Raw genomic sequence first — 20784 nt, forward strand, 5'->3', positions numbered from 1 at the left:
TGTTCGGCTCTTTGTTCTTTAATTGCAGGCAATAGTGCATCCTCAGCATAGTTACGCTGAGGAATCAAAATTGGGTCCAGGAATGGAAAGGGCGCTATGGTACTGGATGCCGCGGTGTTAGTCACCTGTCAAAATAGCCCCAGTTGCCCTGTCACTATTGTAGCAAAGTCGTCGTTGACGAAGGGAAGGATTCCTTCCGCCACCGGCTGCAATTGCTTTGACAGATAGTGATCGTAATCGAGCGGCGACTGCTGGTAATCCACCGGCTCCGGGCCGCCGGTAGTCCAGACGTATTTAATGGTGCCGCGCTGCTGATACTGCTGCGCCCGCCCAAGCTTCACGTTGTGTTCATCGGCAAGCCTCGCGGCGCGCACGTGCGGCGGCACGTTGCGTTGATACTCCGCCAGCGGTCGGCGCAGGCGCTTGCGATAAACCAGCTGCTCATCGAGCTCGCCGTTCATCAGCCTGGCGATAGTCTCCCGTACATAATCCTGATACGGCTGATGGCGGAAGATGCGCAGGTACAGCTCCTGTTGAAACTGCTGGGCCAGCGGCGTCCAGTCGGTGCGTACCGTCTCCAGCCCCTTGAACACCATGCGCTGGGCATCGCCTTCCTGAATCATCCCAGCATAACGCTTTTTACTGCCGGTATCGGCGCCGCGGATCGTCGGCATTAAAAAGCGGCAAAAGTGGGTTTCATACTCCAGCTCCAGCGCGCTGGTCAGCTGGCTTTTGCTCAGTTCCTGCGCCCACCAGTCGTTGACATAGGCAACCAGTTTGCGGCCGATTTCCGCCGCCTGCGCTTCGCTATGCGGGCGCTTGAGCCAGACGAAGGTGGAGTCGGTATCGCCGTAGATAACGTCATAGCCCTGGGCTTCAATCAGCGCTTTGGTCTGGCGCATGATCGCGTGGCCGCGCATGGTGATCGACGACGCCAGCCGTGGATCGAAAAAGCGGCAGGCGCTGGTCCCCAGCACGCCGTAAAAGGCGTTCATGATGATCTTCAGCGCCTGCGACAGCGGCTTATTGTGCTGACGCTTGGCTTCATCGCGGCCGTGCCAGATCTGCCCGACGATGCCTGGCAGGCAGTGCTTTTCGCGCGAGAAGCGGGCGCCGAGAAACCCTTCGGTGCTGTGGCGGTCATCGGGCTGCGCCAGTCCCTCAACCAGGCCGACTGGGTCGATTAAAAAGGTGCGGATGATCGACGGATACAGGCTTTTGTAGTCCAGCACCAGCACTGAGTCATACAGGCCGGGGCGGGAGTCCATGACGTAGCCGCCGGGACTGGCCTGCGGGGGAACTTCGCCGAGATTCGGCGCCACGTAGCCCAGCCGGTGCATGCGCGGGAAATAGAGATGGCTGAAGGCGGCGACCGATCCGCCGTGGCGATCGGCGGGCAAACCGTTGACCGTCGCCCGTTCTAGCAGAAACGGCATGATCTCCGTTTTGTGGAAGATCCGCGTCACCAGCTCGCAATCCTGTAGGTTATAGGTCGCCAGCGCCGGTTTATCTTCATGGAAGCGGCGATCGATTTCGTCCATCCGATCCCACGGATTGTCGATAGCTTTGCCTTCGCCCAACAGCTCACGGGCGACGGCCTCGAGTGAAAATGAGGAGAAGTTCCAGAACGCCGATTTTAGCGCTTCGATACCGTCGATAATCAGCCGGCCGTTGGCCTGGGCGAAAAAGACGCCGTTCTTAAAACCGTGCTCGCGCCACTCCAGCTCGCTATTGCCGCGGCCGAGCAGCAGCGGGATGCGGTAGCGCTCGGCGTGTTTTTGCAGGACCCGCAGATCGAACTGCACCACATTCCAGCCGATCAGCACGTCGGGATCGTGGTCGGCAAACCAGGCGTTGAGCTTTTCCAGCAGCAGCGGGCGGCTGGCGACATAGACCAGGCTGAAGCCCACGTCCGGCGGCGTGGCGGGCTCGGGGCCTAACATGTAGACCACCCGCTGGCCGCAGCCTTCCAGGCCGATGCAGTAGAGCTCGCCGTGGCGGCTGGTTTCGATATCCAGCGAGACCCATTTCAGCGGCGGGCGGTAATCCGGATTAGGTTTCATGCGCGCGTTAACCAGCTGCGAACCGCGCGTTTCGCCTTCTACCCACACCGGGGCGGTGATAAAGCGCTCCATCAGGTAGCGCTCCGGCGGGCGGATATCGCCTTCGTAAACGGTGACGCCGTTTTCACGCAGCTTTTTTTCCAGCCGCATCAGCTGGCGATGCGCGCGGCAGTACAGGCCGAAAACCGGCTGGCGGTGGAAATCTTTTAGCGCAAGCGGGGCCAGACGGTAGCCGTTTTCACCCTGCAACAGGCTTTCAGCCTGCCGCCGCTGCGTTTCGGGGATAAACGCCACGGATTCCTGCGGCGGCAGCGTGACCTGCAGCGGGCCGTTATCGGTCGCCAGCCAGAAGGCCAGTTCCGTTCCCTGCGGGGTATCCCGCCAGTGACGGGTGAGTAAAAATCCTGCTTGCGGCTGCGTCACGCGTGCTCTCAACGATAAAAAACCAGGCCTAATTATAGCCTGGTTTCATGATGGGTGCTGGGGTTTTATACAGGGGTGATTACTGGCCGTAGTAGGCTTTGGCCCCGTGTTTACGCAGATAGTGCTTATCGAGCAGCGTCTGCTGCATATCCGGCAGTTGCGGCGCCAGCTGGCGGCAGAAAATTCCCATATAGGCGATCTCCTCCAGCACGATGGCATTGTGCACCGCATCTTCGGCGTTTTTACCCCAGGCGAACGGGCCGTGGGAATGCACCAGCACGCCGGGCATTTGCGCCGGGTCGATGCCCTGCTGACGGAAGGTTTCGACAATCACGTTGCCGGTTTCCCACTCATATTCGCCGTTGATCTCCGCATCGGTCATCAACCGGGTGCAGGGGACCGGGCCATAAAAATAGTCAGCGTGGGTGGTGCCGGTTGCCGGAATAGATTGCCCGGCCTGCGCCCAGATGGTGGCGTGGCGCGAATGGGTATGCACAATCCCCCCAAGCGACGGAAACGCCTGGTATAGCAGGCGATGGGTCGGCGTATCGGAAGAGGGCTTCTTGTTGCCTTCCACCACTTCACCGGTCTCCAGACTGACGACGACCATGTCGTCAGCGATCATCAGGCCGTAATCCACGCCGGAGGGTTTAATAACCAATATCCCTTTGTCACGATCGACGGCGCTGACGTTACCCCAGGTTAAGGTCACCAGATTATGCTGCGGTAGCGCTAAGTTGGCCTCCAGCACCTGGCGTTTGAGATCTTCTAACATCTTGTTCTCCCTGCCCGATGAGCGGATTGTCATCGGGCATTCTGCTTGTGCGCTTAGCGTTTGCTACCGTAATAGACTTCATTCCAGCGCAGCGCGTCTTTGAACGACGGCAGGCGGGTATCGTTGTCGATGACGGCCAGCTCAATATCCTGCAGCTCGGCAAACTGGCGCATATCGTCGAGGGTTAACGCATGGCTGAAGACGGTATGGTGCGCGCCGCCGGCGATAATCCAGGCTTCCGACGCGGTGCGCAGATCCGGCTGCGCCTGCCACAGCGCGTTGGCCACCGGCAGCTTCGGCAGATCGTGCGGCGTCGCGACGGTTTCGATGGTGTTGACCAGCAGGCGGAAGCGATCGCCTAAATCAATCAGGCTGGCGACGATCGCCGGGCCGGTTTGGGTGTTGAAGATCAGACGGGCCGGATCGGCCTTACCGCCAATTCCCAGCGGCTGGACGTCGAGGATCGGTTTCTCGGCGGTAGCGATAGTCGGGCACACTTCCAGCATGTGCGAGCCCAGCACCAGATCGTTGCCGTTGTCGAAGTGATAAGTGTAATCCTCCATAAAGGAGGTGCCGCCCTGCAGACCGGTCGACATCACTTTCATGATGCGTAGCAGAGCGGCGGTTTTCCAGTCGCCTTCGCCGGCAAAGCCGTAGCCCTGCTGCATCAGGCGCTGTACGGCGAGACCCGGCAGCTGTTTCAGGCCGTGAAGGTCTTCAAAGGTGGTGGTAAAGGCGTGGAAACCGCCTTGTTCAAGGAAGCGTTTCATCCCCAGTTCGATGCGCGCGGCGTCCAGCACGTTCTGGCGCTTATCGCCGTGCACCTGCGCTGCTGGCGTCAGGCGGTAGCTGCTTTCGTATTCATCGACCAGCGCGTTGATATCGCCGTCGCTGATGCTATTCACCACCTGCACCAGATCGCCGACCGCCCAGGTATTGACCGAAAAGCCGAACTTAATCTGCGCCGCCACTTTATCGCCGTCGGTTACCGCCACTTCGCGCATGTTATCGCCGAAGCGGCACACTTTCAGATGACGGGTATCCTGCTTCGAAACCGCCTGGCGCATCCAAGCGCCGATGCGCTGGTGCGCTTCTTTATCCTGCCAGTGGCCGGTGACGACGCTGTGCTGCTGGCGCATGCGCGCGCCGATAAAGCCGAATTCGCGGCCGCCGTGAGCGGTCTGGTTAAGGTTCATAAAGTCCATATCAATGCTGTCCCACGGCAGGGAGGCGTTGAATTGGGTATGGAATTGCAGCAGCGGCTTGTTGAGAAGCGTCAGGCCGTTGATCCACATTTTCGCCGGTGAGAAGGTGTGCAACCAGACCACTAATCCGGCGCATTTATCATCGTAGTTGGCGTCGCGGCAAATATGCGTGATTTCATCCGGCGTGGTGCCGAGTGGTTTCAGCACCAGCTTGCACGGCAGTTTTGCTTCCGCATTCAGGCTATTCACCACATGTTCGGCATGTTTCGTCACCTGGCGCAGGGTCTCCTGGCCATACAGGTGCTGGCTGCCAATTACGAACCATACTTCATAGTTATCAAAAATCGTCATTTTCGTATCCTTAATGGGTGAGCGCTGCCGGAGATTGCGGGGCGTTTTCCGCCTTTGCAGCCGAAGGGAGATAGTGTTGTTCCGCGCTAGCCGACCACTGCTGGTAGCGCTGATACAGTTGTTCGAAACGCTGCGCCTGTTGCGCGTGCGGCTGCAGGGTGTTTTCCACCTCGCTTGCCATGTTGCGCTGCGCGGCGGGGATATCCGGATAGACGCCCGCGGCGACGGCGGCGAAGATGGCGGCGCCCAACGCGCAGCACTGATCGGAGGCGACAATCTGCAGCGGACGGTTCAGGACGTCGCAGCAGGCCTGCATGATGACCTGGTTCTTGCGCGCGATGCCGCCGAGCGCCATCACGTTATTCACCGGAATGCCCTGCTCGGTGAAGCACTCCATAATGGCGCGAGCGCCGAAGGCGGTGGCGGCAATCAATCCGCCGAACAATGCCGGGGCGTCGGTGGCCAGATTTAAATCGGTAATAACGCCTTTCAGCCGCTGGTTGGCGTTCGGCGTGCGGCGGCCGTTGAACCAGTCCAGCACCACCGGCAGGTGATCGAGGGACGGATTATTGGCCCAGGCCTCGGTGAGCGCCGGCAGCAGCTGTTTTTGACTGGCTTTGATTGGCTCGCGCAATTCAGGGTGCTGTTGGGCAAGCTGTTCCAGCGGCCAGCCGAGAATGCGGCCAAACCAGGCATAGATATCGCCGAATGCCGACTGACCGGCCTCCATACCGATGAAATCCGGCACCACGCTGCCGTCCACCTGGCCGCAGATACCTTTCACCGTGCGGTTGCCCACGCTCTGTTTATCGGCGATCAGAATGTCGCAGGTGGAGGTGCCGATCACTTTAACCAATGCGTTAGGCTGCGCGCCGGCGCCGACCGCGCCCATATGGCAATCGAAGGCGCCGCCGGAAATGACCACCGTCTCCGGCAGGCCGAGGCGCTGCGCCCATTCGGCGGTCAGATTGCCGACGGGGAGATCCGCAGTCCAGGTGTCGCGGAACAGCGGCCAGGCAAGGTGGCGGTTAATAATCGGGTCGAGTTCGTCGAAGAAGCTGGCGGGCGGCAGTCCGCCCCAGCTCTCGTGCCACAACGATTTGTGTCCGGCGCTACAGCGACCACGACGGATATCCTGCGGGCGGGTGGTGCCGGAAAGCAGGGCGGGCACCCAGTCACAAAGCTCAATCCATGACGCCGCGGCCTGCGCGACGGCGCTATCTTCGCGCGTGACGTGGAGGATCTTGGCCCAGAACCATTCGCTGGAGTAGATGCCGCCGATATAGCGCGAGTAATCTTCTTTACCCGGCGTGTGGCACAGGCGGGTGATGGCCTCCGCCTCTTCCACCGCGGTATGATCTTTCCACAGCACGAACATGGCGTTCGGGTTGTCAGCGAACTCTTCGCGCAGCGCCAGCACGTTTCCGTCAGCATCAATCGGCGCCGGGGTTGAGCCGGTGCTGTCGACGCCGATACCGACCACCGTCGCCCGTTGTTCAGCGCTTAATGCCGCCAGTACGCTTTTCAGCGCCGATTCCATGGATTCAATGTAATCGCGCGGGTGATGGCGGAAGCGGTTATTCGGCCCATCGCAGAACAGCCCTTCCTGCCAGCGTGGATACCACTCTACGCTCGCGGCCAGTTCCGCGCCGGTAGCGCATTCCACCGCCAGCGCGCGTACTGAGTCACTACCAAAATCGAGGCCAATCGCAATTGCCATCTTGTTACTCCATGCTGAAATCATTCATGCAGCAACAGTAGATATCCCCGGATAAATTCGTCAGGCCGTATTCGCTAATCTTATGGACTATATTGCTGTCACCACGCAAAGTGTGACGCCGTGCAAATATTCGATGTGGACTTTCCTGCCGTATTTATAGACACTTTTGTTATGCGCTGGATCAACGCGAAATGCGTGCTGGTAGCGCTTTTTTCGCTCGCCGTGCGGGTTTTTGTCTAAATTCCCACCGGTATCGCAGTCGCAACGGCGCGGATGGCGATAAAATGATGAATATGGACAATTGGTGTCAAAAATACCTCGTGGAGAACGACGCTTATGGCCGAAACGCAAAACGATCCGCTGCTTCCGGGCTATTCCTTTAACGCCCATCTGGTCACCGGCCTGACGCCGATTGAGGCGCAGGGATATCTCGATTTCTTTATCGACCGTCCGCTGGGCATGAAAGGCTATATTCTCAACCTGACGATCCGCGGCGAGGGGGTGATTAACAACCACGGCGAACAGTTCGTTTGTCGCCCCGGCGATATGCTGCTGTTTCCGCCGGGGGAGATTCATCACTATGGCCGCCATCCCAACGCCAGCGAGTGGTATCACCAGTGGGTCTATTTCCGCCCACGCGCCTACTGGCATGAATGGCTCAACTGGCCGACGATCTTCGCCCATACCGGTTTCTTCCGCCCGGATGAACAATGGCAGGCGCGGTTTGGCGAACTATTCGGGCAGATTGTCGATGCCGGACAGGGGGCGGGGCGTTATTCCGAACTGCTGGCGATTAACCTGCTGGAACAGCTGCTACTGCGGCGCATGGAGGCGATTAACGAATCGCTGCATCCGCCGCTGGATAACCGGGTGCGCGACGCCTGCCAGTACATCAGCGACCATCTGGCGGACAGCCATTTCGATATCGCCAGCGTCGCCCAGCACGTCTGTTTGTCACCTTCTCGTTTGTCGCATCTGTTTCGCCAGCAGTTGGGGATAAGCGTACTTGGCTGGCGGGAAGATCAGCGAATTAGCCAGGCTAAACTGCTGTTGAGTACTACCCGGATGCCGATTGCCAGCGTCGGCCGCAACGTTGGCTTCGAAGATCAGCTCTATTTTTCGCGGGTCTTTAAAAAATGCACCGGCGCCAGCCCCAGTGAATTCCGCGCAGGATGTGAATAAAAAGTAAAGAAAGTGAAATGATGACCCGCTTAAATGTCACAGCCAGTAAACTATTAAGACAATTGGTGGCTTGACGACGACGTGACGGCTCCGGAGAATCCGGGCTTCGTTTTTTAACCGGGTACATTATGCAGGCATTGCTGGAACACTTTATCACCCAATCCACGGTCTACTCGTTGATAGCCGTGATGCTGGTGGCATTTCTTGAGTCGCTGGCGCTAGTGGGGCTTATCTTACCCGGCACGGTCATGATGGCTGGTCTGGGGGCGCTCATCGGCAGCGGCGAAGTTAACTTCTGGCAGGCGTGGCTGGCGGGGATTGTCGGCTGCCTGTTGGGAGACTGGATCTCATTCTGGCTCGGCTGGCGCTTTAAAAAGCCGTTACACCGCTGGTCGTTTATGAAAAAAAATCGCGCGCTGCTGGAGAAAACCGAACACGCGCTGCACCAGCACAGCATGGTGACGATTCTGATTGGCCGCTTTGTCGGGCCGACGCGGCCGCTGGTGCCGATGGTGGCCGGGATGCTCGACCTGCCGGTGGCGAAGTTCGTGCTGCCGAATATTATTGGCTGCCTGCTCTGGCCGCCGCTCTATTTCCTCCCCGGTATTCTGGCGGGGGCGGCGATTGATATTCCTGCCGATGAAAACAGCGCCAGCTTCAAATGGCTGCTGCTGGGCGCGGCGCTGCTGGCGTGGCTGGCGGGCTGGCTGTGCTGGCGGCTGTGGCGGAGCGCGAAAACCTCCGGCGATCGCCTGACCCGTTGGCTACCGCGCGGACGCCTGCTGTGGCTGGCGCCGTTGATGGCGGCGCTGGCGGTAGCGGCGCTAACATTTGTTTTCCGCCATCCCCTGATGCCGGTCTATCTTGAGATCCTGCATAAGGTCATTTCGCGCTAATTCCCAACAGCGCCGAGGCGCTGCTGTTGCCGCTTAACAGATCGTCAGTGGCGCCGTCCCAGGCAATGCGCCCTTCGGCGACCACGATGGAACGAGGCGCAATGCGCGCCGCATCCTCCACGCTGTGCGATACCATCAACAGCGTCAACTGTTGCCGCTGACAGACATCGGTGACCAGCGTCAGCATCTCCTGACGCAGCGCCGGATCGAGCGCCGAGAAGGGTTCATCAAGCAGCAGCACCGGCTGTTGGCGTACCAGACAGCGGGCCAGCGCCGCCCGCTGCCGCTGGCCGCCGGATAGCTCGCCAGGCAAGCGATCCAGCAATGTATCCATTCCCATCTGCCCGGCTATCGCCATGACCTGCTCGTGCTGCTCGCGGTTCAGCTTAAGGCCGGGGTGGATGCCGAGGCCAATATTCTGCCGGACGGTGAGATGGTTAAACAGGTTGTTCTCCTGAAACAGCATAGAAACCGGGCGTTGCGCCGGCGGCGTGGTGTTATGCTTCTCGCCGTCGATCAGCAGGCTACCGCTGGCGGGGGGCAGAAACCCGGCAATCAGATTCAGCAGCGTGCTCTTTCCGGCGCCGCTGGGACCGAGCACGGCGATGCGCTCTCCGCGCTCGACGCTGAGCGTAAATCGCATCGGCAAATGCTGATACAGCCAGGTGACATCATTGAGTTTTAGCATCGCGTCCCGGTAGTTTCTCGATCAAAGTAAAAAGGATAAAGCACAGCAGCAGGAGCAGGAGCGCGGTGACCGCGCCGTCCTGGCTGCGGTAGGAGCCGATCTGCTGATACAGATAGAAAGGCAGCGTGCGGAAGGATTCATTGCCGAACAGCGCCACCACGCCGAAATCGCCAATCGACAGCACGCAGGCGAATGCCAGGGCCTGCGCCAGCGGCCGTTTCAGCGCCCGCAGCTCCACCACCCGCAGCCGGTTAAAACCTCGTAGCCCCAACGACTGACACAGGGCGCCATAGCGGACGGCAATATCGCGCATTGGGTTTTCCAGCACCTTCAGGGCATAAGGAATCGCCATTAGAGCATTGGTGAAGATGACAATCCCGTCGGCGGATTCCGGCAGGCCGATACTGTTATTGAGCAGCAGGAAGAAACCGGTCGCCAGCACAATCCCCGGCATGGCAAGAATAAGCATACCGCTGAGCTCCAGCGTCTGCCCGGCCAGCGGCAGGTTGCGGGCGCGCAGTTCGCGACTGCTCCACAGCAGCATCATGGTCAGAATGACGCTGAGCAGACCGGCGGCGAGGGCGATACGCAGCGAGGTCCACAGCGCCTGCCATAGCGCGGCTTGGCCTAGCACCTTCGGCAGATTGACGTTGAGACCATCAACGATGACTGCCAGCAGCGGCGGAAATAGCAGCAGCAGGGCGACGGCGATAAGCGCGCCATCGCATAATCGACTATGAAGACGGTCGTCGGGGTCGCGCCAGCCTTGCAGTTGGCTGGCACCGATCGCCACGGTTTTGCTCAGGCGCTGGCTCAGCAGCACCAGTCCAAGGCAGCAGACCATTTGAATAATCGCTAACAGCGCCGCCCGCGCCGGGTCGTAATCGAAGCTCAACGCCTGATAGATGGCCAGCTCGATGGTGGTGGCCCGCGGCCCGCCGCCGAGCGACAGTACGGTAGCGAAACTTGCGAAGCACAGCATAAAAATCAGCGCGGCCACCGGCGGGATCTGCCGACGCAGCCACGGCCATTCCACAAGACGGAAGAAGACGAAACCGCGCATCCCGAGCTGAGCGGCGATTTGCCGCTGTTCGCCGGGAATGTTTTCCAGCGCCTGCAGCAGCAGGCGGGTCGCCATCGGCATATTAAAGAACACATGGGCCAACAGGATACCCTGTAAGCCGTATGGCGAGAAATCCCACTGCCAGCCGAGCGCGTGGAACAGCGCGGCGAGCCACCCCTGGCGGCCATAGACGCTGAGGATGCCGAACACCGCCACCAGTACCGGCAGGATCAACGTCATTGCGCACAGGCGCAGCAGCAGCGTGCGCCCCGGAAAGCGGCGGCGATACAGGGCGCGGGCGAGGAATATCGCCGGCACCACGGAAAATAGCGCCGACAAAAACGCCTGCCAGAAAGAAAAGCGTACGACGTGCCAGAGATAGCTATCGCTGAGGATCGTCTGCCAGGGCGCCTGCGGCGCTTCCAGCCACAGCGCCAGAAACGCCGCCAGCGCTACGATGACCAGTAAGAAAGCCGCCGCGGCGCCGGGGATCAGCCAGCCGAAACTTAGCGGCTGACGGCGCGTTGCCATGAACCGATCCAGTTTTGACGTTCAGCGGCGACCTGCTGCGGGGTGAACTGCAGCGTGGTTTGCGGTTTGGTTAGCGTATTGAAGCCGGCCGGCAGCGCGACCTGGGTTACCGGGTACATCCAGTTGCCGGTGGGAATGGCGTTCTGGAAGCCTGGCGAGACCATAAATTTCAGGAACTTCTCCGCCAGTTCCGGTTGCTTACTGGCGGCGGTACGCGCGGCGACTTCAACCTGCAGATAGTGGCCTTCGGTAAAGTTCGCTGCGGCATAATTATCTTTTTTCTCTTCGATGAGGTGATAAGCCGGCGAGGTGGTGTAGCTCAACACCAGGTCGCTTTCGCCTTTCAGGAACAGGCCGTAGGCTTCGCTCCAGCCCTTGGTGACGGTGACGGTTTTGGCCGCCAGCTTCTGCCAGGCTTCCGGCGCCTTATCGCCATACACTTTTTGCATCCACAGCAGCAGACCGAGCCCCGGCGTACTGGTGCGCGGGTCTTCGTAAATCACGCGCCATTTCTGCGGGCTCTCGACCAGCTCTTTCAGGCTTTTCGGCGGGTTTTTCAGCTTGTTTTTATCATACACGAAGGCGAAGTAGCCGTAGTCGTAAGGCACGAAGGTGTCATTATCCCAGCCGCCGGGTACGGAGACTGCGCTGGCCGGCACGCCGCTTTTGGCAAACAGTTTGCTCTGCGCCGCGGCTGCCAGCAGATTGTTATCAAGGCCGAGCACGACATCGGCTTTACTGTTTTTGCCTTCCATTCGCAGCCGGTTAAGCAGCGATACGCCATCTTCGAGGGCGACATATTTCAGTTCGCAGCCGCAATCGGCCTCAAATGCCTTTTTAACCGCCGGGCCAGGACCCCAGTCGGCAGAGAATGAATCGTAGGTGTAAACGGTCAGGACCGGTTTAGCAAAGACCGGGGCGGCGACCAGCGCCAGCAGGGGAAGCAGTTTTTTCAACACTTTGCACCTCAATATATGGGGAGGCAAAGGATTTTGAGTAGGCCTCAAATCCCTTCGCCGGCGTTATCCGGATCAGGTTCGACGGGTATTTTCTCAGCCCATACGCTTCATCCTTCAAGCCGCATCTGCGTTAGCTTCGCGCGTTCACCCCAGTCACATAGTTATCTATGCTCCAGGGGATTGACCCGCTTGCTGCCTTGATTCAACTTGAATGATATTGCGTATGTTTATTAGCACCCCGTTGAGAACGGCGATAGTGTAATGATTTTGTTAGATGACGCAAAGCATTCAGGGCTCCGGCGGGGCGAACCACGCCGATTTAAAGTCAAACCAGCCGAGGGTGTTCATGCGCACGCCGCGCATACTGCGCTGGCCCTGAATCATAAGCCAGTGGTGAATCAGCGGGACAATATGCTGTTTCTCCAGCAGTTGCTGGCTCCAGGTCGCCGGGTTGAATTCGCCCGCGCGCCAGCGGTTGGCGTCTGCCTCCCAGTCGATGGGAATGCAGTGATGCATGAGCGGCACTTCATATAAATAGGCGAATAGGGAAAAATCGATCGGCAGCGTGAAGTTGACGCTGTTAAGCCAGATATCGCTCACCGTTTCGCCGCGATGCCAGTCATCATACTCCAGCTCCTGAATGTTCAGCTTCACCTGATGTTCCGCCAGCAGCGCCCGCATGATCCCGCCAATGACCCGATGTTCCACATGATCGCGATAGTAGGTGAGGGTGACTGACTCCAGACCGGCTGGTTTTTCGCAGGCGTGGCTGCGGGCGTGGTGCCAGCGCGGCAGCAGGCCGTAGGCCGGGAACCAGTTACCTTGATAGTGCTCGCCGGCGTGATACAGCAGATTGGCGGGCTGGAACAGATAACTTAACCAGCGGCGCACGTCATCATTGCCGCCCAGCGGGCTGCGACTATCAAAGAGCAGGTAATAGCACCCCTCTTCCAGGCGACTCTCTACGGCTTTTTCGCTTTCAGTATTACCCTGCAGGGTTAAGCCGCCGTTGGGTTCTTCGCTAATTTCCGGCAGCACCCAGACGTTAACCTCATCGATCAGCGCCCGGTAGCCGAAGTACTCTTCAAAGGCATGGATTTTCAACTGGTTTTGATTATTGCGCGCGACCGCGTAAGGGCCGGTACCGATAGGCATACTGGAAAAGTTCTCCATCGTCCGCCATTCCTGCGGCAGCACCATTGCCGGGACCTGGCCTAACAGCCAGGGCAGCCAACGGTCCGGCTGGCTGAGGTGAATATCCAGCGTCCAGGCGGTCGGCGAGACGATGCGCTCGATATGGGAAAATAGCGGCAGTTCGCTGCTGCGCTGTAGCGAGGAGATAACGTCGGCCATCTCCAGCTCCCGGCCATGATGGAAATGAATGCCGGGACGCAGGAAAAAGCGCCAGTGGTTAGGCAAAATTTGCTGCCAGTGGTGGGCGATATCGGCCTCCAGTTCCCCATTTTCCTCATTTACCCGCGTCAGGGCGCTAAAAATTTGCCGCGCGATGTGGGTCTCCGAACGGCGCAAGGCGCTGCCGGGCAGTAGATTCTTCATCGGCCGATAGTAGAGCACGCGCAGAATGTGCCTCCCCTGGCGGAAACTGCGTCCCAGATGGGAGATCAACATCTGCCTGACCGCCGTTTTATCGCCAACCAGTTGCACCAGCTGATCGATGCGATCCTGCTCCAGCAAATCTTCGGCACGCTGCTGCTGCAGCGCCAGACCGGTATAAAGGAAGGTCAACCTGGAACGCTTGCCGCGCCCGGCTTCGGATTCCCACGCCAGCCAGCCGCGCGCTTCCATCAGGTTGAGCAAGGTGCGCATATGGCGGCGCGAACAGCTAAGCATTTCCGCCAGTTCGTTGAGGGTGGTCTGCTGCGACCTGCCGTCGCAGCATTGCCACAGGCGGATGAACTGTTGTTGCAGACGGCTGGAAGGCATAAAAGAGGAACTCCTGACGAAAACTCAGCAATTTATGAGTTCCTATATTAAGCCAATAATGAACCTCGATGAAGTAAGGAGATGAATATGACGAGGTCAACCACTAAGCAGTTCTATCAACGGTACTTTTCTGCGACGCAGGGCGCGTCCTGGCTGGCCCGCCAGTTAGCAGGAAGGCAGCAGAAAATGCTGGAGGAATTGATGCAGTGGGGAGTTACGTCGTCGACCTCCGATCGTTGACTTGCCGACATCATGTGTGACTGAGTATTGGTGTTATACTCGCCGTTTTCAGGCTGCAAGCGTATTGGCTGCAACTCGAAATCCACAGAGTATAGAATCACCCGCCAGCAGATTGCTTCTGCTGGCTTTTTTCGTTTACTTCGCGTGTGTTAAGGACATTTCATGCTGTGGTTGATGACGATGGGGCGACGGTTAAACGGCGTCTACGCCGCCTTTATGCTGGTGGCTTTTATGATGGGCGTGGCCGGGGCGCTGCAGGCGCCGACGCTTAGTCTGTTTCTCAGCCGTGAAGTCGGCGCACAGCCGTTCTGGGTCGGCCTGTTTTATACGGTGAATGCGATTGCCGGTATCCTGGTGAGCCTGGCGCTGGCCAAACGATCCGATAGCCGCGGCGATCGTCGGCGGTTAATTATGTTCTGCTGCCTGATGGCGGTGGGTAACGCGCTGTTATTCGCTTTCAACCGCCATTATCTGACGCTTATCACCTGCGGCGTCATGCTGGCGTCGGTCGCTAATGCGGCAATGCCGCAGCTGTTTGCCCTCGCCCGCGAATACGCCGATAGCTCTGCCCGCGAAGTGGTCATGTTCAGCTCGGTGATGCGCGCCCAGCTGTCGCTGGCGTGGGTCATTGGCCCACCGCTGGCTTTTATGCTGGCGTTGAATTATGGCTTTATGACCATGTTCTCCATCGCCGCCGGGATTTTTGTCATCAGCCTGGCGCTGATTGCCTTTAAGCTGCCTTCGGTGGCGCGAGTGACGCAACTGCAGAAAGGCAGCAGCCTGCCGGAGCTGGAAGGCGGCTGGCGCGATAAAAACGTGCGCATGCTGTTTATCGCTTCTACGTTGATGTGGACATGCAACACGATGTATATCATCGATATGCCGTTGTGGATCAGTAGCGATCTTGGCCTGCCGGATAGCCTGGCGGGGATACTGATGGGAACGGCTGCTGGTCTTGAAATTCCGGCGATGATCCTGGCCGGCTACTACGTTAAGCATTGGGGGAAACGCAAAATGATGGTGGCGGCAGTCGCCGCTGGCGTGCTGTTCTATGTGGGCCTGATTATGTTCCATGGTCGCACGGCGCTGCTGGCGCTACAGTTATTCAACGCCATCTTCATCGGTATCATCGCCGGGATCGGCATGTTGTGGTTCCAGGACCTGATGCCGGGGCGCGCCGGGGCGGCGACCACGCTGTTTACCAACAGTATCTCCACCGGGGTGATTCTGGCCGGGGTGATTCAGGGAGCGCTGTCGCAAAGCTATGGTCACGCCAGCGTTTACTGGACAATCGCGGCGATTTCGCTGCTGACGCTGTTTTTGACCAGTAGGGTTAAAGATATTTAAGTCATTCTCCCGCGCCGGCCATGCTGGTCCGACGCGGGATAGCGTTATTTCAGCACGATTTGCTTGATGTCGCCGATGATAAAGATGTAGGCAATCACCCCGATCAGTGCGGTCACCCCAACGTAAATGAGGGCATAAAAGAAGTTACCGGTGGCTGATATAATCACGCCAATGATGAGTGGCGCGATAATTGAGGCCAGATTGGCGCAGAAGTTAAATATACCGCCGGTCAACCCAGCCATATTATCCGGGGCAATATCAGATATTAACGTCCAGCCCAAACCGACCATTCCCTGACCAAAGAAAGCGATCGACATGATAATAATCACCGTCGAATTCGCACTGACCCAATTAGCGGCGATAATGCAGCTAGAAAGGAGCAGTCCGGAAATTATTGGAAGTTTTCGACTTATATTTGCTGAACCGGTACGCTTAAGTAGCCTGTCGGAAAGCCAGCCGCCGAAGATGATGCCAACCGCGGCGGCCAGGAATGGCCAGGTGGCGAAAAATCCCACGTGAAGCCACGGCAGATGGCGTTCGTTGGCCAGGTAAGTGGGGAACCAGGTAAGGAAAAAGACTAGCGTAGTGTTACCGGCAAACTGCCCCAGACTGGCGCCGATAATTTGTCGGCAGCAGAGTAGCCGTTTGGCATCGCGCCAGTTAAATGGAATATTTTCACTCGTATTGGTAATCTGGTTGGCGCCAATATAATCCAGCTCTGCTTTATTTGCCGTTTTTGATTCATGTGGCTCATGATAAAAACGCCACCATACGAAAGTGAATAAAATACCCAGCCCGCCGGTCAGGAAAAATAAGGTTCGCCAGCCGTGATGTTCAAGAATTAAATATAGCAATGGCGAGAAGGCGGCTAATCCAATATATTCCCCAACTGTATAAGTGGCGGTGGCTCTGGCGCGTTCATGCTGGGGAAACCATTTGCTGACGATGCGGCTATTGGCCGGAAAGCAGGGGGCCTCGCTGACACCTAGCCCCAGACGCAGAAGGAGCAAAGATTTCAGCCCCAGAGAGAAACTTTGCAGTAGGGTAAATAGTGACCAAAAGAAGATGGACAGGGCGTAGGTCAATTTATTACCGAAACGGTCTAAAAACATGCCGCCAGGAATTTGCGCCAGCGCATAAGTCCAGGCAAAAGCGGAAAAAACAATGCCCATCATTGCCGGGTCAATGTGGATTTCAGTGGTTAATTTTGGAGCGACGATTCCAAGAATGGTACGATCGAGATAATTAATCATCGTACCCAGCGATAACAGCGTTAAAATAAAAATACGCGTTCTGCTTCTTTTTAGCGTGCCGGGCGATGACGCCAGGCTTCCTTGAGAGCCAGGTATAGACATAAAGATTTCCTTTAAAGTTTAAAATATTTTTGCATGTATTTATGCATGCAGAAATATTTTAATGATTCATAGACTGGGCCTATGAATGGCAACGCTTTGTTACGCACAAAAGAAAATATCAAATAATATTTGATGTGAATCTGATATTGACTCGTTGTAGCGTATTATCAACCTGCCGCATGGTATATTAAGCGCAGTGATCTTATTCTTATATTATACGGACAAAAATAATGAACCTGAAGCAACTTTATTATTTTAAGCGATTGAGCGAGACGGAACATTACACCGAAGCTGCCTCCAGCCTGTTCATCACACAACCTTCGCTAAGCCACGCCATATCTGAGTTGGAGAAAGAACTTGGCGTGGCGCTGTTCGCCAGAAAAGGGCGCAACGTCAAAATTACGCAAAACGGTAAACGTTTTTTACCCTATGTGGAAGATGCGCTCGCTTCTTTAGAGAATGGGCGACTGACGCTGCAAAACAATGATAGCGAAAAGAAAGAGAATATTCGTATCGCCTTTATTTATACGATGGGTGAATTTGTTGTTCCGCAGTTAATTAATAAATACACTAATTCACCATCCAGTCACAAGGTGACTTTTTCCTTTACGCAAGGCACTTCGCTTTCGTTATTACAAGCGTTAAAGGCAGGAAAAACCGATCTGGCGATTTGTTCATATATTGCCGATGAACCAGACATCGATTTTATTCCCATCATTCAGCAGGAACTGGTGGTGGTGACGGCGAAAGATCATCCGCTTGCCAGATTGTATGAAAATGAGGTCGATCTGGTTGAGACGATTCACTATCCCTATATCTACTTCTCAGAGAACAGCGGTTTGCGACCTTTTATTGATAATGTCTTTATGCAGCAAAAACTGGTGCCGGATATTGCCTGCTACGTCGATGAAGATACCGCGATGGCGGGGTTGGTTAGCATCGATTATGGTATTGCGATTATGCCGAGGATCTCCGCACTGGCAAATTATAACGTGCACATTCTGAAAATAAAAAATGAGCTCCCCCCGCGTTATATCTACCTCGCAACGATGAAGGAAAGGGTACTTTCTTCAGCAATTCAATCGTTTAAAAACGTCATTATTAACGATAGCCAGAGAATCAACTGAGCAAGCGCCCGGAGAGTGGCTCCGGGCAGCCTGTTTATCAGGACAGAATGTCCATTAGTTCGCGCAGCTTAGCGATGGCAATTTGGCCCGGCGCGGAGGCCTGGCCGACGGTGCCAAAGGTCATCGCTGAACCGAACAAGCGTCCGGTTACCCGGCTAACGCCGCCGGATTTGCCCATCGACATGGTGATCAGCGGGCGCGTCGCGTACTTCTCTTTCATGGTCAGCGTGGCGGAAAGCAGAGTGAGAACGTCCTGAGGCGTCTGCGGCATCACCGCGATCTTTGGTAGATCGGCACCCAACTCCTGCATTCGACGCAGTCGATAGATGATATCTTCCTGCGCCGGCGTTTTATGGAAATCATGATTGCTCATGATCACTTTTACGCCGGCTTGATGCGCATCGTTCACCAGCGCGCGGATTTGCGCTTCGTCGTTAAACAGCTCGATGTCGATAACATCGGCTAATCCGCTTAGCGCCGCCTGACGGTTAAGTTCAAAATACGCTTCGTCGCTAATTTCCGTTTCGCCGCCCTCCTTCTTACTGCGAAAGGTGAACAGCAGCGGTAGAGCCTTCAGCGTATGACGGATTTCCGCCAGCGCGGCCAGCACCTGGGGGATTTCCCGGACGTGGGTAAAATGGTCAACTCGCCATTCGATAATATCAGCGCCAGCGTCAACCAGGCCCTGCGCATTAGTCAGCAGTTCATCCAGCGTTTTCCCGATCAGCGGTACGCAAATTAAGGTTTCGCCTTCCTTGAAGGTGATGTTCTTTACGGTTACTGCAGTTGTCATGTAGGTATCCATTATTGTTGTCGTGAACCTCAGGCGGTGACGGTGGTGCGAGACACTCTTTGCGCCGCGCGCGCCTGAAGTTGACGATAGCCGATGTACAGGGCGATCACAAAGCCGATAACGGCGATCAGGAAATCAAACCACATAATGCTGGCAATACTAATCTGTGAAAGCCTGGCGGTGATAAGCGGGATCGTGAAGCTCGCGATACTGCCTGCGGTGTAGAAGATCCCGGTCGCCTTGCCTTTGCCATTCGGAAAGCTCATTGCCATGATGGTCGCTCCCAGCTGCAATACCCCGCCGGCAGCGGCAAAGCCGATGACGAAGGCGAAACCGGTAACCATCAGAGGGGTGGGGAACAGGCACACTAACAGCAGTGAGACCATCGACAGGCAGGTATAGATGATCATCGCTACCGCAGAGCTGAATACCTCTTTGACGAAAGCGGCGGTCACGAAGACGCAGACCAGCGAACCGACGGTGTAGATGCTCAGGAGCTTGATCGCCGATGCATAAGGCATACCGACCACGAACTGACCATATTGCGCCAGCCACTGACTGACCAGGTAAAAAGTTGCCATGCCGATATAGCCGTACAGGGTAAAGACAACCATATCCAGTTTGTTGGCTTGCGGCTTAGCTGAAGCCGATGCCTGCGCCGCTGGAGTTTCTTCCTTTTTGGCCGCCTGGCTATCGGGGAACGGCATCTTGAGCAGATAGATTGCGCTCAGTACAAACAGAGCCGCCGCGATCACGAACGACCAGCCAAACCACAGATTTGCCCATATCAGCAGGCTGATAATGAACGGCAGCAGAAATTGCCCTGCGGAAACGAAGGCTTTGATGAGTACATTAGCGCGGCTGGCGGAGTGCGGGAAAGACTCCATCAGCGCCGGATAGGTTCCGGAGTCGAGGAAGCTGTTCGCCAGACCAGCCATGATGCCAAATACGTAGGCCAGATAAATATTTTTAGTCAGCAGAATGCCGACGAAGAAGATCAGATAACTCAGGATCCCGAGATAAATAAAAGGCTTGCGACCAAAGCGATCCGACAAAAAACCGGTCACGATCGTCGCCAGTTTACCGATACCTAATGAGGAGATAACGATCGATACGCCAGCAGCATCTGTTCCCCACTGTTCCTGAAGATGGGCCATGTTGAGGGTGATTAAAAGCACCCCCATGCCGTGGATCAGGTAGTTGAGATACAGCCCTGCCGCAGTAGGGATGTATTTGTTTTTCATCTCTTGCCTCTTAGAACAGAATGCTCTTGACGTAGTCAACCGGCATCTCTTTGCCCGTCCAGATTTCGAACGCGCGCGCGCCTTGCCACAGCATCATTCGCAGGCCGTTGAGGGTGCGGCAGCCTTTTTTCTCCGCCACTTCCAGCAGATGGGTTTTACGCGGGTTATAGACGACGTCGGAGACAATCAGGTCCGGGCGCAGGAAGCTGTCGTTTGGCAGCAGCATCTGGCCTTCGAATGGTTTCATACCGACGCCGGTGGCGTTGGTGAGGATCACGCTGCTGTCGATTTCGGCGCGCAGCTTGTCATGATCGTCGAGATCGAAAAGGTGGATCTCGCAGTCGGTGTTATCGCGGATCTTGGCGACGGTCTGCTCGGCATTGGCGAAGAACTTGTCTTTACGGTTGAAGATCGAGATGGCCTTCACGCCGTCGAGCGCGGCCTGTACGCTGATGGCGGTAGCCGCGCCGCCCGCGCCGAGGATGGTCATCTTTTTGCCGATGATATCGATACCGGCTTCTGACAGCGCGCGCATATAGCCGGTGCCGTCGGTAATGTGACCGGTCAGGACGCCATTATCGTTGACGACGGTATTGACCGCGCCGACCAGCTGCGCCGCCGGTGAAAGCTTGTCGAGATACTGACAAATCTCGGTTTTATTCGGCATTGAGACGTTGTAACCGCGCAGTTTCAGCGCGCGGAAGCCCTGCACGACATCTTTTAGCTCCTGGTTATCGACTTCGAACGCCAGGTAGGCGTAATCGAGACCAAGATGCGCAAAGGCTTCGTTGTGCATGGTCGGCGACATGCTGTGTCTAATCGGGGTAGCGATTAAGCCAATCAGCTCGGTATGACCGGTAAGACGTTCTGCCATGATA

At 56.8% G+C, this 20784-nt stretch carries 17 protein-coding genes; 5 read left to right on the plus strand and 12 right to left on the minus strand.

Annotated elements, in window-relative coordinates; genetic code table 11:
• Positions 1-128: 128 nt before the first annotated feature.
• The 4 genes from polB to araB all read right to left on the minus strand — a co-directional run bounded on the left by polB (position 129) and on the right by araB (position 6537).
• Complete coding sequence (gene polB / locus PGQ95_RS16430; RefSeq protein WP_430918754.1) at positions 129-2486, minus strand: DNA polymerase II; 2358 nt, start codon at positions 2484-2486, stop codon at positions 129-131.
• A 79-nt stretch (positions 2487-2565) separates the two neighbouring features.
• Entirely contained in the window at positions 2566-3261 is a 696-nt protein-coding gene (araD, locus tag PGQ95_RS16435) for an L-ribulose-5-phosphate 4-epimerase (RefSeq protein WP_430918757.1), read from the minus strand.
• A 53-nt stretch (positions 3262-3314) separates the two neighbouring features.
• The gene (gene araA, locus PGQ95_RS16440) at positions 3315-4817 is read right to left on the minus strand and encodes an L-arabinose isomerase (RefSeq protein ID WP_047037966.1); all 1503 of its coding nucleotides are present in this window, start codon (positions 4815-4817) and stop codon (positions 3315-3317) included.
• Between the two features lie 10 nt (positions 4818-4827).
• A complete protein-coding gene (gene araB, locus PGQ95_RS16445; protein ID WP_430918759.1) occupies positions 4828-6537 on the minus strand; it encodes a ribulokinase in 1710 nt (569 codons plus the stop codon).
• Positions 6538-6873: 336 nt separating this feature from the next.
• On the opposite strand from araB, the gene araC reads away from it, so the two are divergent.
• Both araC and PGQ95_RS16455 read left to right on the plus strand, forming a co-directional pair.
• On the plus strand, positions 6874-7719 hold the full coding sequence (gene araC, locus PGQ95_RS16450) for an arabinose operon transcriptional regulator AraC (RefSeq protein WP_430918761.1): 846 nt from the start codon (positions 6874-6876) through the stop codon (positions 7717-7719).
• Between the two features lie 128 nt (positions 7720-7847).
• Positions 7848-8615, plus strand: a complete 768-nt coding sequence (locus PGQ95_RS16455; RefSeq protein ID WP_047042724.1) for a DedA family protein — start codon at positions 7848-7850, stop codon at positions 8613-8615.
• Here PGQ95_RS16455 and thiQ read toward each other — a convergent pair.
• The 4 genes from thiQ to sgrR form a co-directional block, all read right to left on the minus strand.
• Positions 8602-9303, minus strand: coding sequence for a thiamine ABC transporter ATP-binding protein ThiQ (gene thiQ / locus PGQ95_RS16460; RefSeq protein ID WP_430918763.1), 702 nt, complete (start codon positions 9301-9303; stop codon positions 8602-8604). The two genes, PGQ95_RS16455 and thiQ, sit on opposite strands and share 14 nt — an antisense overlap.
• Positions 9287-10897 (minus strand): thiamine/thiamine pyrophosphate ABC transporter permease ThiP, encoded by a 1611-nt coding sequence (gene thiP / locus PGQ95_RS16465; RefSeq protein WP_430918765.1) that lies wholly within the window; start codon positions 10895-10897, stop codon positions 9287-9289. Before thiP ends, thiQ begins: the two co-directional genes overlap by 17 nt.
• The gene (gene thiB / locus PGQ95_RS16470; protein ID WP_213317254.1) at positions 10873-11856 is read right to left on the minus strand and encodes a thiamine ABC transporter substrate binding subunit; all 984 of its coding nucleotides are present in this window, start codon (positions 11854-11856) and stop codon (positions 10873-10875) included. The genes thiP and thiB overlap by 25 nt, the downstream gene beginning before the upstream one ends.
• Positions 11857-12144: 288 nt before the next feature.
• A complete protein-coding gene (gene sgrR / locus PGQ95_RS16475; RefSeq protein WP_430918767.1) occupies positions 12145-13800 on the minus strand; it encodes an HTH-type transcriptional regulator SgrR in 1656 nt (551 codons plus the stop codon).
• A gap of 87 nt (positions 13801-13887) precedes the next feature.
• Between sgrR and sgrT the strand changes: the two genes are divergently transcribed.
• Both sgrT and PGQ95_RS16485 read left to right on the plus strand, forming a co-directional pair.
• Positions 13888-14040, plus strand: a complete 153-nt coding sequence (gene sgrT / locus PGQ95_RS16480; protein ID WP_430918769.1) for a glucose uptake inhibitor SgrT — start codon at positions 13888-13890, stop codon at positions 14038-14040.
• 162 nt (positions 14041-14202) lie between these two features.
• Complete coding sequence (locus PGQ95_RS16485) at positions 14203-15387, plus strand: sugar efflux transporter (RefSeq protein ID WP_430918771.1); 1185 nt, start codon at positions 14203-14205, stop codon at positions 15385-15387.
• Positions 15388-15431: 44 nt separating this feature from the next.
• On the opposite strand, the gene PGQ95_RS16490 is transcribed toward PGQ95_RS16485, so the two are convergent.
• The gene (locus PGQ95_RS16490) at positions 15432-16742 is read right to left on the minus strand and encodes an MFS transporter (protein WP_113374408.1); all 1311 of its coding nucleotides are present in this window, start codon (positions 16740-16742) and stop codon (positions 15432-15434) included.
• A 230-nt stretch (positions 16743-16972) separates the two neighbouring features.
• On the opposite strand from PGQ95_RS16490, the gene PGQ95_RS16495 reads away from it, so the two are divergent.
• Positions 16973-17869, plus strand: coding sequence for a LysR family transcriptional regulator (locus tag PGQ95_RS16495; protein WP_087860899.1), 897 nt, complete (start codon positions 16973-16975; stop codon positions 17867-17869).
• Positions 17870-17906: 37 nt separating this feature from the next.
• Here PGQ95_RS16495 and aroD read toward each other — a convergent pair whose 3' ends face one another.
• From aroD to PGQ95_RS16510, 3 genes are read right to left on the minus strand one after another with little or no spacing between them, the layout of a single operon-like run.
• A complete protein-coding gene (gene aroD / locus PGQ95_RS16500) occupies positions 17907-18662 on the minus strand; it encodes a type I 3-dehydroquinate dehydratase (RefSeq protein WP_087860898.1) in 756 nt (251 codons plus the stop codon).
• Between the two features lie 29 nt (positions 18663-18691).
• Positions 18692-19906 (minus strand): MFS transporter, encoded by a 1215-nt coding sequence (locus PGQ95_RS16505; RefSeq protein WP_308957709.1) that lies wholly within the window; start codon positions 19904-19906, stop codon positions 18692-18694.
• A gap of 10 nt (positions 19907-19916) precedes the next feature.
• A complete protein-coding gene (locus PGQ95_RS16510; RefSeq protein WP_430918774.1) occupies positions 19917-20780 on the minus strand; it encodes a shikimate dehydrogenase in 864 nt (287 codons plus the stop codon).
• Between the last annotated feature and the right edge of the window lie 4 nt (positions 20781-20784).

The sequence above is a fragment of the Klebsiella sp. 141240 genome (genome assembly GCF_050600805.1).
Lineage (GTDB): Bacteria > Pseudomonadota > Gammaproteobacteria > Enterobacterales > Enterobacteriaceae > Klebsiella > Klebsiella aerogenes.